Origin of the sequence: Thermus antranikianii DSM 12462 (assembly GCF_000423905.1) — a bacterium.
Taxonomy (GTDB): Bacteria; Deinococcota; Deinococci; order Deinococcales; family Thermaceae; genus Thermus; species Thermus antranikianii.
On record NZ_AUIW01000001.1, the window covers coordinates 191,759 to 204,507 of the forward strand.

General features: G+C 65.2%; 16 protein-coding genes. 7 read left to right on the forward strand and 9 right to left on the reverse strand.

The annotated features are described in order from the left end of the window. The 5 genes from smpB to G584_RS0100940 are packed head-to-tail and all read left to right on the forward strand — an operon-like array spanning position 1 to position 5,419. The gene (gene smpB, locus G584_RS0100920) at positions 1 to 435 is read left to right on the forward strand and encodes an SsrA-binding protein SmpB (protein ID WP_028492924.1); all 435 of its coding nucleotides are present in this window, start codon (positions 1 to 3) and stop codon (positions 433 to 435) included. Beyond that, entirely contained in the window at positions 432 to 1,577 is a 1,146-nt protein-coding gene (locus G584_RS0100925; RefSeq protein WP_028492925.1) for an N-acetylmuramoyl-L-alanine amidase family protein, read from the forward strand. The genes smpB and G584_RS0100925 overlap by 4 nt, the downstream gene beginning before the upstream one ends. Before the next feature lie 2 nt (positions 1,578 to 1,579). Then, positions 1,580 to 2,077 (forward strand): GerMN domain-containing protein, encoded by a 498-nt coding sequence (locus G584_RS0100930; protein WP_028492926.1) that lies wholly within the window; start codon positions 1,580 to 1,582, stop codon positions 2,075 to 2,077. Beyond that, positions 2,074 to 5,106 carry an AAA family ATPase gene (locus G584_RS0100935; protein ID WP_028492927.1) on the forward strand — a complete coding sequence of 1,011 codons (3,033 nt, stop codon included), beginning with the start codon at positions 2,074 to 2,076 and terminating at the stop codon, positions 5,104 to 5,106. Before G584_RS0100930 ends, G584_RS0100935 begins: the two co-directional genes overlap by 4 nt. Next, complete coding sequence (locus tag G584_RS0100940; RefSeq protein ID WP_028492928.1) at positions 5,093 to 5,419, forward strand: nucleoside triphosphate pyrophosphohydrolase family protein; 327 nt, start codon at positions 5,093 to 5,095, stop codon at positions 5,417 to 5,419. The genes G584_RS0100935 and G584_RS0100940 overlap by 14 nt, the downstream gene beginning before the upstream one ends. An 82-nt stretch (positions 5,420 to 5,501) precedes the next feature. Here G584_RS0100940 and G584_RS0100945 read toward each other — a convergent pair whose 3' ends face one another. Both G584_RS0100945 and G584_RS0100950 read right to left on the reverse strand, forming a co-directional pair. Beyond that, a complete protein-coding gene (locus G584_RS0100945) occupies positions 5,502 to 5,750 on the reverse strand; it encodes a TFIIB-type zinc ribbon-containing protein (protein WP_028492929.1) in 249 nt (82 codons plus the stop codon). Next, positions 5,751 to 6,431, reverse strand: coding sequence for a zinc metallopeptidase (locus tag G584_RS0100950; protein WP_028492930.1), 681 nt, complete (start codon positions 6,429 to 6,431; stop codon positions 5,751 to 5,753). It abuts the gene before it with no gap. A 259-nt stretch (positions 6,432 to 6,690) separates the two neighbouring features. Between G584_RS0100950 and G584_RS0100955 the strand changes: the two genes are divergently transcribed. Next, positions 6,691 to 7,548, forward strand: coding sequence for a sulfurtransferase (locus tag G584_RS0100955; protein ID WP_028492931.1), 858 nt, complete (start codon positions 6,691 to 6,693; stop codon positions 7,546 to 7,548). 1 nt (position 7,549) lies between these two features. Here G584_RS0100955 and sdaAA read toward each other — a convergent pair whose 3' ends face one another. Then, complete coding sequence (gene sdaAA / locus G584_RS0100960) at positions 7,550 to 8,413, reverse strand: L-serine ammonia-lyase, iron-sulfur-dependent, subunit alpha (protein ID WP_028492932.1); 864 nt, start codon at positions 8,411 to 8,413, stop codon at positions 7,550 to 7,552. A 62-nt stretch (positions 8,414 to 8,475) separates the two neighbouring features. Between sdaAA and G584_RS0100965 the strand changes: the two genes are divergently transcribed. After that, complete coding sequence (locus G584_RS0100965) at positions 8,476 to 9,081, forward strand: response regulator (RefSeq protein ID WP_028492933.1); 606 nt, start codon at positions 8,476 to 8,478, stop codon at positions 9,079 to 9,081. Between the two features lie 39 nt (positions 9,082 to 9,120). Here G584_RS0100965 and rplS read toward each other — a convergent pair whose 3' ends face one another. From rplS to ffh, 6 genes are all read right to left on the reverse strand, one after another. Then, positions 9,121 to 9,582 carry a 50S ribosomal protein L19 gene (rplS, locus tag G584_RS0100970; RefSeq protein ID WP_028492934.1) on the reverse strand — a complete coding sequence of 154 codons (462 nt, stop codon included), beginning with the start codon at positions 9,580 to 9,582 and terminating at the stop codon, positions 9,121 to 9,123. A 55-nt stretch (positions 9,583 to 9,637) separates the two neighbouring features. Further along, entirely contained in the window at positions 9,638 to 10,357 is a 720-nt protein-coding gene (trmD, locus tag G584_RS0100975) for a tRNA (guanosine(37)-N1)-methyltransferase TrmD (protein ID WP_028492935.1), read from the reverse strand. Further along, complete coding sequence (gene rimM / locus G584_RS0100980; RefSeq protein WP_028492936.1) at positions 10,358 to 10,846, reverse strand: ribosome maturation factor RimM; 489 nt, start codon at positions 10,844 to 10,846, stop codon at positions 10,358 to 10,360. Positions 10,847 to 10,877: 31 nt separating this feature from the next. Then, positions 10,878 to 11,096, reverse strand: a complete 219-nt coding sequence (locus tag G584_RS0100985; protein ID WP_028492937.1) for a KH domain-containing protein — start codon at positions 11,094 to 11,096, stop codon at positions 10,878 to 10,880. Positions 11,097 to 11,162: 66 nt separating this feature from the next. Beyond that, the gene (gene rpsP, locus G584_RS0100990; RefSeq protein WP_028492938.1) at positions 11,163 to 11,417 is read right to left on the reverse strand and encodes a 30S ribosomal protein S16; all 255 of its coding nucleotides are present in this window, start codon (positions 11,415 to 11,417) and stop codon (positions 11,163 to 11,165) included. Positions 11,418 to 11,421: 4 nt separating this feature from the next. Continuing rightward, the gene (gene ffh, locus G584_RS0100995) at positions 11,422 to 12,726 is read right to left on the reverse strand and encodes a signal recognition particle protein (protein ID WP_028492939.1); all 1,305 of its coding nucleotides are present in this window, start codon (positions 12,724 to 12,726) and stop codon (positions 11,422 to 11,424) included. Positions 12,727 to 12,749 lie beyond the last annotated feature (23 nt).

Consider the following 12,749-nt stretch of genomic DNA (forward strand, 5'->3'; position numbering starts at 1 on the left):
ATGGCCTTCGTGCTGGAGAACCGCCGGGCACGGCACGACTACGAGATCCTGGAAACCTACGAGGCGGGGATCGCCCTAAAGGGAACCGAGGTCAAGTCCCTGCGCGCCGGTAAGGTAGACTTTACGGGAAGCTTTGCCAGGTTTGAAAACGGCGAGCTTTACCTGGAAAACCTTTACATCGCTCCCTATGAAAAGGGATCCTATACCAACGTGGACCCCAGGAGAAAGCGTAAGCTCCTCCTTCACCGCCACGAGCTCAACCGGCTAAGGGGCAGGGTGGAACAGAGGGGCCTTACCCTGGTGCCCCTTAAGATCTACTTCAACGAGAGAGGCTACGCCAAGGTTCTCTTGGGCCTGGCCCGGGGCAAAAAGGCCTATCAAAGAAAGGAAGACGACAAGAAGCGTGCCGTGCGCCGCGCCCTGGAGGAGCTATGAGGTTTTTTGCGCTAGGCCTGGTTTTCCTTACCACCTTGGCCCAAGCCCCAAGACCCCTCTTGGTGGGAGGAGAAGTGGGCCAGGCCCTTTACCCAGGGGGGCGGGGCGTGTCCTATGGGGAGGTGCGCCTGATAGCCCGGAGCCTGGGGCTCGCCCTTTGGCAAGGGAAAGGCCAGGTGGGCTTGGGCCTGGGAAGCCGCTACAAGGTTTTCCCCTTGGTGGAAAACGAGGCCCAGGCCGCTGCCCGGGGGACCGCCTGGAAACGGGGGCAGGAGGTCTTCGTCCCCTTGCGGCCGTTAAGCGAGGCCTTGGGCCTGGAATACCGGGCCCAGGAGGGCATCCTCCTCCAACTGCCTTGGGCCAGGCTTGTGGGGGTGGAGCGAAGGCCGGGCCAGATCCTCCTTCGCTTCTCCCGGGAGGTGAACGCCCTGGTGGAGGGCAATAGCGTCCTCTTCCTCCTGGCCCAGGGAGAAGGAGCAGGCCTGAGCCAGGAAGCCCGGGGACTTCGCCTCACCCTGGAAACCCCGCCCAGTAGGCTCTACTACCCCGGAGGAGGCCAGGTGGTCCTGGAGTGGGGCCCCCCAGCTAGACCCAGGCCCACGGTCCTCCTGGACCCCGGCCACGGGGGGAAGGACCCGGGCATCTCGGCAGGGGGGCTTTTGGAGAAGGACCTCACCCTGGACCTAGCCAGGCGGGTGGCCGCCCGCCTGCCCAACGCCCGGCTCTCCCGGCAAGGGGATGAAACCGTGCCCCTCGAGGCCCGCTTGAGCTTGGCTCAGGCAGCCTCGGTGGTGGTTTCCCTGCATGCCACCCAGGGCAGTGCGGTGAACCTCTACCTGCCCAAGGCCCGCTCCACCCCCTTAGCCCAAAACGCCGAGGCCCTCCTGGCCTCGGCCCCGGCAGAGCAAGCCGCCTTGCTAAAGGTCTACGCCGGCGACCCACGGCGCCTGGCCGAGGCCCTGGAAAAAGCTTTTTCCGCCCTGGGCATCGTGCTGGCCCGGGCGGAGGGTCCTTACGCCCTCACCGACATCCCCGGGGCGGGGGTGGTCCTCGAGGTAGGGGTGGAACGGTTAAAAACCCCTGAGGCCCGCGACCAGGTGGCGGAGGCCATCGCCCAGGCCATCCGCACCTATCTGGAGTAGCCATGCGCCGACTCTTGACCCTCTGGAACCTCCTCGGCCTCGCCCTCTTCACCTTGGGGGCCTTGGTCTACTGGCAAGGCCAGGGAGGGCAGGCTCCATCCGCCCTGCCCTTGCCCTCGGAGGAAACCTCGGCCGTAAGCAGCCTGCCCATGATCCTCTACCTACCCAACCCGCCCCAGGGCCTCCTGAAGGAAACCCGCACCCTCGAGCTGGCCCCGGGGGATACCCCGGAAAACAAGGTCCTTGCCACCTGGGCCGAGGCCCTTCAAGCCCCCAAGCCCCGGGCCCTTTATCGGCTGGGCAAGCTTTTCGTGGTGGATCTTCCCGCCGACTTTGCCCTGGGTTTGGATGCCAGCCAGGAAGCCCTGCGCCTCTACAGCCTGGCCTATACCCTCCTTTCCACCTTCCCCCAGGCCCAGGAGGTGCGCTTCCTGGTGGAGGGAGAACCCAAGCCGGGCCTAGCCCATCTGGATCTAAGCCAGCCTTTCCGCCTACCATGAAGGACACTTGGCGCATCGACCGCCTCGTTCTCCAGGGGTTCAAGTCCTTTGCAGAGCGCACCGCCCTGGACTTCCCGGATCCCATCACCGGGATCATCGGGCCCAATGGCTCCGGCAAGAGCAACCTGGTGGAAGCCTTGCGCTTCGTGACCGGGGCCCGCGCCCATGAGCTACGCGGGCAGGAACTTGGCACCTTTCTCTTCCACGGCGGCGAGGGCCACCCACCCCAGGCCATGGCGGAGGTCCGCCTGGAGCTTTCCCGGGGAAGGGAAAGGCTCACCGTGGAACGGCGCATCGAAGGGGACCGCTCCCTTTTTCGGGTGAACGGCCGCCCGTTAAGCGCCAAGGCCCTGGCCCTCCACCTCGCGGGCACGGGCCTGGGCCGAGGGGGGTACGCCATCGTGGGCCAGGGGGAGGTGGCCGCCCTACTGGAAGCCCCGGAGGAAGTTCTGCTGGCCCACCTCGAGGAGGCCGCCGGGCTGAAACCGGTGGCGGAAGCAGCCCGGGCAGCTGAGAAGGAGCTGCAAGAGGCAAGCCGCCTTCTGGAAGAGCGCGAGCGGGAACTCCGGGAGCTTAAGGCCCAGGCAGAACGGCTTAGAGGGGAAGCAAAGCGGGCCAGACGCGCCCAGGCCTTGGACCTCGAGGCCCTGGCCCTCAAGGTAAGCCTCCTGGAAGCCCGCATGGAGGAAGCCCAAGCCGAGATGGCGAGGGCCGAGGAGCGGCTTAAGGCCCTGGCCAGGGAGGAGGAAACCCTAGAGAAGGAGCGTCAAGCCCTGGAGCAAAGGCGCCTGGCCCTGGCCCGCGAAGAGGAATCCCTGCGCCAAGAGCTGGAAGCGGTGCGCCTGCGCCTAAAGGAGCGGGAAGGCTTCGAGCGGGAGCTTAGGGAGCTCGCCCGGCTGCAAAGGGCCCTGGACCGTCCCCCTCCTGAAGACCCTGGCCCCCCGGTACCCCCTCCCCCCCGGCCCCTCGAGGAGCTCCGCACCCAGCTGAGGCATTTGAAAGCGGAAGAAGCCCGCCTGCTGGCCGCCAAAAAGCGCCACGAGGAAACCTTCCGCCGGTACCTAACGGAAACCGCCCGCTACGAGGAACGCCTGAAGGCTTACCAGGAAGCCTTGGCGGAACGCACCCGCTTGGAGGAGGAGCTTGCTCGGAAGCTTGAGGAACTTCGGGACCTCGAGGCGAGAATGGCCGAAAGGAAGCGGTTGGAAACCCACCTCGCCGAACTGCGCGCCCAGGCCCAGGGAGCCCTCAGGGAGGCCGAGCGGCTCAGGCGGCTTCTGGAGGCCGGCAGCGACCTGCACGAGGGACCCCGAAAGGTACGGAAGCTTCCTGGGGTGCTGGGGGTGGTGGCGGACCTGGTGCGACCCGAAGCGGGGCTGGAGCTGGCCTTGGAGGCGGCCCTGGGCCCCCGGCTCCAATGGGTCCTCACCCAGGACGAGGAAGCCGCCAAGGCCGCCATCGCCCTCCTGAAACGAGAAGGGGGCCGGGCCACCTTCCTGCCCCTAACCCTTCTATCCCCGCCACCTCCCCCCTCTCCCCCTCCCGTGCCCGGCCTCCTGGGACCCGCCTTCCGCCTGGCCCGGCTCCGGCACCCCGGCCTACCGGAGAAGGAAATCCTCCTTGCCCTCCTGGGGGATACCCTGGTCTTCGCCGACTTGGACGCAGCCCTGGCTTACCGGAGGGCTGGGGGTCGGGAAAGAGTGGTCACCCTGGAAGGCGAGGTGCTAGAACGCCTGGGAGCCCTATCCGGTGGGCGCCAAAAGGGAGGTGGGGAAACCCTCCTCTTAAGGCGGCGCCTGGAGGACCTGGAAACCGAGCAGGAGCAGCTCGCCAGGGAGATCAAAGCCCTGGAGGAAGCCCTGGCCTCCTTCCCTCCCCACCGACGCCTGGAGGAAGCCCGGGCCCAGGTGGAGACCCTGCAGGGCCGGCTCCGCTCCCCCCTACCCCCGCCTCCCAAACCCCCCACACCGCCTCAGGAAACCTGGGAGGAGGCCCGGCTTCTGGCCTTGGAAAAGGAAAGAGAGGAGCTGGAAGGAATCCTGGCCCAAGCAGAGGCCCACGAGCGCTGGCGCCTGCTCTCCCAGGCCCGGGAGGCTTGGGCAGCGTCCCAGGAGGAAGTGCGCCGCATCCAGTCGAGGATGGAGGAACTGAAGGCCAAACTCGCCGCCACCCAACCCCTTCAGGCCAAGGCCCAGGAGCTAGAGGAACGCCTTAAGGCCGTGCGGGCGGAAAGGACAAACCTTGAGGACCAGCAAACCCGGGCCCTTACCCGGGCTAACGCCCTCTTGAGCGAGCGGGAAAACCTCCGCCTGCTCCTGGCCCGTAGGGAAGCCCTCCTGGAGGAACTTGGCCGGGAGAGGGCCTCCCTCCCCCCCCTAGACCGTCTGCCTGGCACGCCCAGGGCCCTCCAGGCCAGGCTAGCCCAGGTGGAACGGGAGCGGGCGGCTTTGGGACCCGTAAACGCCCTGGCGGAAAGAGAGCTAATGGAGTTGGAGGCTCGCCTTGAGGCTCAGGAAAAAGAAGTTAAGGAGGCCACGGAAGCCCTCCTTCGCCTCGAAGCCGAGGCCAAGGCTGTGGAAAAAGCCTACGGGGAGAGGCTGAAGGAAAGCTACCAGGTTTTCCAAAGCGCTTTTCAGAAATACGCCCTAGCCCTCCTTGGAGCCCGGGCCGAGGTGAAGCGGGAAGGCCAGGGGCTGAAGCTGGTGGTGATCCCGGCAGGAAAGCGCACCCAAGACCTCCGCCTCCTCTCCCTGGGGGAAAAGACCCTGGGGGCCCTCGCCTTCCTCTTTTCCCTGGGCGAACTCCAGGGTGGCCTACCCTTGGCCGTACTGGATGAGGTAGACGCCGCCCTTGACGAGGCCAACCTCGTCCGCTTCACCCGCTTCCTCAACTCCGGAAAGCAGTTCATCCTGGTCACCCATCAGAAGCGCACCATGGAAGCTTGCCACGCCCTCTATGGGGTCACCGCCCAAGGGGGCGTGAGCCGGGTGTTCTCTATCCGCAAGGAGGCTGCCTATGACCCTAAATGAGTACCAGCAGGAGGCCAAGAAAACCGCCCTTTACCCCGAAGCCTACCGGCTTCTTTACCCCACCCTGGGCCTGGCGGGCGAAGCCGGGGAACTGGCTAACAAGGTCAAAAAGATCCTTAGAGACCATGGAGGAAACCTCAACCAGGCTACCCGGGAGGATCTGGTGGCTGAGCTCGGGGATGTGCTTTGGTATGTGGCCCAGCTGGCCACCGACCTGGGGGTGAGCCTAGAGGAGGTGGCCCAAGGCAACCTGGCCAAACTCCGCTCCCGCCTGGAACGGGGGAAACTGGGGGGCTCGGGGGATAATCGCTAGCGCAAGGACACCGACCCCTGCCGGAAGAAAGGGGAGACCTCAATCCCCCGGGGTAGGGTCCCCGGGGGATTCGCCTTCAGGCCTAATCAAAGAGGTCAAAGATCTCCAGGAAGCCCTTTTTCTTGCGGTAGGGTTTCCCCTCCTTGCGGTAGTACGCCTCCCGCTCCTCCTCGTAGGCCCGCTCCACCTCCTTGGCTTCCGCCAGGAGTTTTTCCAACTCCCCCCTATCCAGCCAGACCCCCCCGCACTGAGGGCAGACGTCGATGAGGACCCCCCGCCTTTCCACCTCCTTCATGCCCACCTGGCAGCTTGGGCAAAGGAGAAGGGGCATCTACTCCTCCCTCCGCCCCATGAGGAGGCTGGCGTAGTAAAGGATGGTGGCCAAGGAGCTGGCCAAGGCGGCCACGTAGGTGAGGGCTGCCCAGGTGAGCACCTGCCGGGCAGGGGCTACTTCCTGCTGGGAGAGGAAGCCCATGCGCCGCAGGAACTCCAGGGCCCGCCTGGAGGCGTCGAACTCCACCGGCAGGGTCACCAGCTGGAATAGGGCCACCGCCAGGTATAGGTAAAGCCCGAGCTTGGCCAAACCGATGGCCCCTAGCATCAACCCGCCCACCACCAGGATCGGGCCCAGGTTGGTGCCCAGGCTGGCCGCCGGCCAGAGGCTGGCCCGCACCCGAAGCCAGGTGTAACCATGGGCATCCTGGACCGCATGCCCCACCTCGTGGGCGGCCACCGCCAGGGCCGCCAGGCTGGGCGAGGCGTAGTTGGGCTCGGAAAGCCGCACCACCTTAGCGTGAGGATCGTAGTGGTCCGTGAGAGCTCCGGGCACCGGTTCCACCCGGACGTGGGTGAGGCCATGGGCATCCAGGATAGCCCGGGCCACCTGGGCCCCTGTAAGCCCCCGGCTGTTGGCCACCCGGCTGAATCGGGCAAAGGTGGCCTGTAGACCGCCTTGAATCACCAGGCTGGCCACGAAGACCAACCCCATGAGCAAGAGCGCCAGTATGTCCATTCCCGTCCACCTCCTCCCGAAGAGTAGCAAAAACCGAGGCCACCCATACAGGTGGTCTCGCCATGCGCCCTTAGGCGCCCCAGCCGACCGGGGATTTCTCCCGTACTGACGACCGGCTGGCCCCCAAAGGGGGCGGCTACTCCCCGCGGTTCCCTTTATACCAAACCCAGTCCCTCCTGGCAAGGACCGGGACGGGAATGTGCACAGACCCCCTTTACTGTTCTTCGCTCAAGGGTATCTTGTGAGCGGGAGGTGAGGTATGGGCTACGCGCATCCCGAGGTTCTGGTGAGCACGGACTGGGTCCAGGAGCACCTCGAGGATCCTAAGGTGAGGATCCTCGAGGTGGACGAGGACATCCTGCTTTACGAAACCGGCCATATTCCCGGGGCACAAAAGGTGGACTGGCAACGGGATTTCTGGGATCCGGTGGTGCGGGACTTTGTGGACGAGGAGGGGTTTGCCAACCTCATGGAAAGGCTTGGGATCTCCAACGATACCACCGTGGTCCTTTACGGGGACAAGAACAACTGGTGGGCCGCCTACGCCTTCTGGTTCTTCAAATATAACGGCCACCAGGACGTGCGCCTCATGAACGGGGGGCGGCAGAAGTGGGTGGAGGAAGGCCGTCCCCTGACCACCGAGGTGCCCACCTACCCCAAGGGCAGCTACCGGGTACCCTACCGGGACGAGTCCATCCGCGCCTATCGGGACGAGGTCCTCAAGCACATCCTCAAGGTTAAAGAGGGCAAGGGCGCCCTGGTGGACGTGCGAAGCCCCGAGGAGTACCGGGGGGAGCTTACCCACATGCCCAACTACCCTCAGGAGGGCGCCCTGCGGGCTGGCCACATCCCGGGGGCCAAAAACGTGCCCTGGGCCAAGGCGGTGAACCCGGACGGCACCTTCAAGTCCGCGGAGGAGCTAAGGGCCCTCTACGAGCCCCTGGGCATTACCCCGGACAAGGACGTGGTGGTCTACTGCCGCATCGCCGAGCGCTCCAGCCACTCCTGGTTTGTCCTCAAGTACCTCCTCGGCTACCCCCACGTGAAGAACTACGACGGCTCCTGGACGGAGTGGGGCAACCTGGTGGGGGTTCCGGTAGCCAAAGGGGAGGAATAGTTCAATCCTCGGAAGCCTCCCCCAGGGCCTGGGCGGCAAGCCAACGCCCCGTAGGGGTGTCCGCCAACCCCCCCAGGCCTGTTTCCTTGAGCTCCAAGGGCAGGAGGCGGCCGATGCCCGCCATGGCCAGGATCACCTCGTCGGGAGGGATCACGCTCCTTATCCCCGCCAGGGCCATGGAAGCGGCACTCACCGCATGCACCGCGTAAAAACCATTGCGCATCACGCAGGGGACCTCCACAAACCCCCCCACGGGATCGCAAACCAAACCCAGGGTGTTCTGCAGGGCCAAGGCCGCCGCATGGGCAGAGGCCTCTGAACTCCCCCCGAGAAGCTCGGTAACGGCGGCCGCCGCCATGGCGGCCGAGGAACCGATTTCCGCCTGGCACCCTCCGCTGGCCCCGGCGATGTAGATCTGGCGGTTGATGATCTTGGCCACCCCGGCGGCCAGGACCATGGGCATGAGGAGTTCCTCATCGGGAATGCCCAGGTGATCCGCCACTCCCAGTAAGGCCCCGGGAAGCGTTCCGGCGCTGCCCGCAGTGGGCGCGGCTACGATCCGGCCCATGCGGGCATTTTCCTCATTGACCGCCATGGCGTAGGCCTGGACCCGCTTTAAAAGCGGATCCCGCAAGGGATCCGGGGCTTCCCACAAGGTCTTGGCATTCTTCCCCACCATTCCCGCCACGCTGGGGGCATCCGAGGCGAGACCCCTCCGGATGGAATCCCGCATGATGCCAAGGCGCTCCCGAAGCTTATCCAGAATGGCCTCGGGAGCCAGTCCGCTTTCCTCCACCTCCTCGCGGAGCACAGCCTCCGACGCCCGGCCGGGAAGGGCGGCGAGATCGTTCAGGGTCAACGGCATAGCCTGAGTATAAGCTTTGGTTTCCTTTTACCCTGTGGGTCTATGCTAAAGGCAGGGAAGGTATGGATAACCCAGAACCTAGCCTCCGTGTGCTGATTGCCGACGACCACCCCCTCTTCCGGCTGGGCCTGCGGGCAGGCCTCGAGGGGGAAGGGCTCGCGGTGGTGGCCGAGGCCCAGGATGGAAAGGAGGCCTTGGAAAAAACCCTGGCCCTGAACCCGGAAGCGGTCCTCCTGGATCTAAGGATGCCTGGAATGGATGGATTAGAGTGCACCCGCCTGCTCCGGAAGGCAGGGTATCCCGGTCTCATCGCCCTCCTCACCACCTACCAGGAGCCCGCCTTAGTGCGGGAAGCGTTTTTGGCCGGGGCCGACGCCTACTTTTCCAAGGAGCTCTCCGCTCCCGAGCTCAAAAGGCGCCTTCTCCGCGTGGCCCAGGGGGAGGAAAAACTGAAGCCCCCCGACCTGCCCAACCTCACCATGAGGGAGGAGGAAGTCCTCCGCCTCCTGGCCCAGGGGCTTTCCGTGAAGGAAATGGCCAAGGTGCTTGGCCTTTCCCCGGACACGGTGAAGGACCATCTGGAAAGCCTCTACGGCAAGCTTCTGGCCCGAAACCGGGTGGAAGCCCTGGAAAAAGCCAGATCCCTGGGATTCTTGGCGAAGAAATAAGGAAGGGCAGGTTTGCCCGCCCTTCCCCTAGTCCCCCGTTTACTCAGCGGAAGCTTCCCCTTCGATGGCCGCCTGACCAGAATCCTGGGCAGCCGCCGCTTCTTCCTCGGCCGCCCGGGCCCTCTCCTGATCCTGACCGACGCGCTTGCGGTCGACGCGGAGCTTGCGGCGGATCTCCTTTTCGGAGAGCTCACGGATGAAGTAGAGCTTGGCCCGCCGGGCCCGGCCCCGCTGGACGATCTCGATCTTCTCAATGAGGGGGGAGTTCAAAGGGAAGATGCGCTCCACCCCGACGCCGTAGCTCACCTTGCGCACGGTGAAGCTGGTGTTGTACCCGTTCCGCTTGATCTTGATGACGATGCCCTCAAAGTTCTGCACCCGGGTGCGGTTGCCTTCCTTTACCCGGTAAGCCACCCGCACGGTGTCGCCAGGCCGAAACTCGGGGAGATCGGTGCGGGTGTACTTAGCCTCCACTACTTTAAGCAGCGCTCCTCGGTTCATGTTCTCCTCCCTTCCCAGAGGAACCCCTAGGGGTTCATGGGCAACAGACCTAAGTCTAGCCCTCGCGGTCCATTTCCGCAAGCCAGGCCACCTCGAGGGGCCCAAGCCTTGCCTCCCGCACCAGCTCCGGCCTCACGGCAAGGGTCTTCCTCAACGCTTCCTGTCTGCGCCACCGGTCCACCTCCGGGTGGTTTCCCGAAAGGAGAACCTCCGGCACCCGAAGCCCGCGGAACTCCGGGGGGCGGGTGTAGTGGGGGTGGTCCAGGAGTCCGCGGACAAAGGAATCCCTCCGGTGGCTTTCCGGATCCCCGATCACCCCGGGGATAAGCCGGGCGGTGGCCTCCAGCACCGCCAAGGCCGCCACTTCCCCCCCCATGAGCACGTAGTCCCCGACGGAAAGGGAACGGGTTACAAAGGCCTCCACCCGGGCGTCAAACCCCTCGTACCGCCCGGAAAGAAGGACCAGGTGATCCCTTTGGGCGAGCTCCTCCGCCACCCGTTGGGTAAAGGGTTCCCCCGCCGGGGAAAGGAGGATCACCTCATCCGCAGGCAGAACGGCCTCCAAGGCGGCCACCGCCACATCCGGACGGATCACCATCCCCGCCCCGCCGCCATAGGGAGTATCGTCCACGGTGCGGTGCCGCCCCAACCCATAGGCCCTGAGGTCCACCACCTCCACCTGGATGAGACCCCGCTCCTGGGCCTTCTTCAGAAGGGATTCCGAAAGCCAGGGGCGTATGAGGCCAGGGAAAAGGGTGAGGATACTGTAGCGCATTCAGTCAAAGAGGCCGGGGATAGGCTCCACGTGGATGCCCTCCTCCTCCACCCGCACGTAGGGCGCCTGCAGGGGTACCAGGCGCTCCGTCTGGTCCCGAAGCCTTTCCCCCACACCCTTGATCACCAGGACATCCTGGGCTCCCGCGTCCAGGATGTCCACCACCTCCCCCACCTTAAGGCCCTCCACGTAAACAGGTAGGCCAATAAGGGCAAAGTAGTAGTACCGGCCCTCCTCGAGGGGGGGAAGTTCCTCCACCTCGGCATACACCCGGAGGCCCACCAAGGGCTCGGCGAGCTCCCGGCTGGAAACCCCAGCCAGGTGAACCACCAAGTCATCCCCCACCTGGTAGAGATCCTCCACCGCCCGCCAGCCATGCCCTTCCACGTAGACCCGCTCCAGGTGAGCCACCACCGGCTCACCCCGGAACTTCAGACCCCCGCGCAGGGCATAGGGGGCACCGAACCGACCGATTTCCACCAGGCGCATCCCTAATCCATTATGCCAAAGCCCCACGGGCCTAGCGCACCTCCACCCCCACCTTGCGCTTGGCGTAGGCTCGCACGAGGGTGCGGATGGACTCAATGACCCGGCCTTGTTTGCCGATGAGCCGGCCCTTGTCCTCCGGGGCCACCTCCACCACGTAAAGGGGGCCTTCCCGGGTCCGTTTTTCCTGCACCCGGACCCGCTCCGGCTGGTCCACCACGCTCTTGGCCAAATATTCCACCAAGTCCTTCATGGCCCCATGTTAAGGCAAAGGCGCCGCGTGGGTACACCCACCGGCACCCACAGGAAGCCCTAACCCTTAGCCTTCTTTCCGGAAAACCCCCGCCTGCCTGAGAAGCCTCCGGGCGGTGTCCGTGGGCTGGGCCCCCACGGAAAGCCAGTACCTGGCCCGCTCCACGTCCACCTTCAGCCACTCGGGAGTGGTCTTGCGGGGATCGTAGTACCCGATCTTTTCGATGTAGGCGCCGTCGCGCTTTCTGCGGCTATCGGTAACCACGATGCGGTAGTGAGGATTGTGCTTGGAGCCGAAACGAGAAAGCCGGATCTTTACCATTTTCCTACCTCCTGAACATTCCCATGAGTCCCCGGCCCTTGTTTTTCTCCAGGGACTTCATTAGGGCCTTGGTTTCCTCGAAGGCCTTGATGAGGCGGTTGATCTCCTGCACGCTGGTGCCGCTTCCCCTGGCGATGCGCTTGCGCCGGGAGGCGTTTAGGATGCGGGGGTCCTTTCGCTCCTCGGGGGTCATGGAAAGAACGATGGCCTCCAGGCGCTTGATGGCCTTATCGTCCACCTGGACCCCAGCGGGCAAGGCCTTACCCACCCCGGGAAGCATGGCGAGGATCTCCGAGAAGGAGCCCAGGCGCTTCAAGTTCTGCATCTGCTTGAGGAAGTCCTCCAGGGTGAGCTCCTTGGCGGACTTGGGGGTTTCGGCCTCGAGGCCCGCAGCCCGAACCTTCTCCGCCAGGGTGGCCACATCCCCCATGCCCAGGATGCGGCTCGCCAGCCGGTCGGGGTAGAAGAGTTCCAGGCCCTCGGGGCGCTCGGAAACCCCGGCGAAGTAGATGGGCTTCCCCGTCACGTGCCGGGCAGAGAGGGCCGCCCCACCCCGGGCATCCCCATCCAGCTTGGTGAGGATGAGCCCCGTGACCCCCACCCGCTCGTCGAAGGCCTTGGCCACCGAAAGGGCCTCCTGGCCCGTCATGGCATCCAGGACCAGGAGCACCTCGTCAGGCTTCATGGCCTCCTTGAGGCGGGCAAGCTCCGCCATCAAAGGCTCGTCGATCTGCAGGCGCCCGGCGGTATCCACCAGGATGAGGTCACGAACCTCCTGCCTGGCCCTCTCCTCCACCCGGCGGCGGATGGACTCGGGGCTCTCCCCATCCTGCACCTCCAGGACCGGGACCCCGATCTTTTCCCCCAGGATGCGAAGCTGCTCCCGGGCTGCCGGGCGCTGGGTGTCGGCCGCCACCAGCAGGGGCCTCCTTCCCTTCCCCTTGTAGAAAAGAGCCAGCTTGGCCGCGGTGGTGGTTTTGCCGGAGCCCTGGAGGCCCACCAGGAACCACAGGTTCTGGTTCTTCAGGATGGGGAAGCGGGGTTCCCCGCCCAAGGCCTCCTTCAGGGCCTCGTAGACCGTGGCCAGCACCACTTCGGCCGGGGTAAGACTTTCCAGGACCTTCTGGCCCAGGGCCTTCTCCCGGACGCTTTCCACAAAGGCCCTCGCCACCTCCAGGTTCACGTCAGCGTCCATCAGGGCCCGACGGATCTCCCTCAGGGTGGCCTTCAGGTCCTCCTCGGTGATACGGCCCCGTCCCCTTAAGCGGTCTATGGCCTCCTGCAGTCTTCCCGCCAGCTTCGCAAACATGAGCCTCCCGGCCGCCAGGCCGG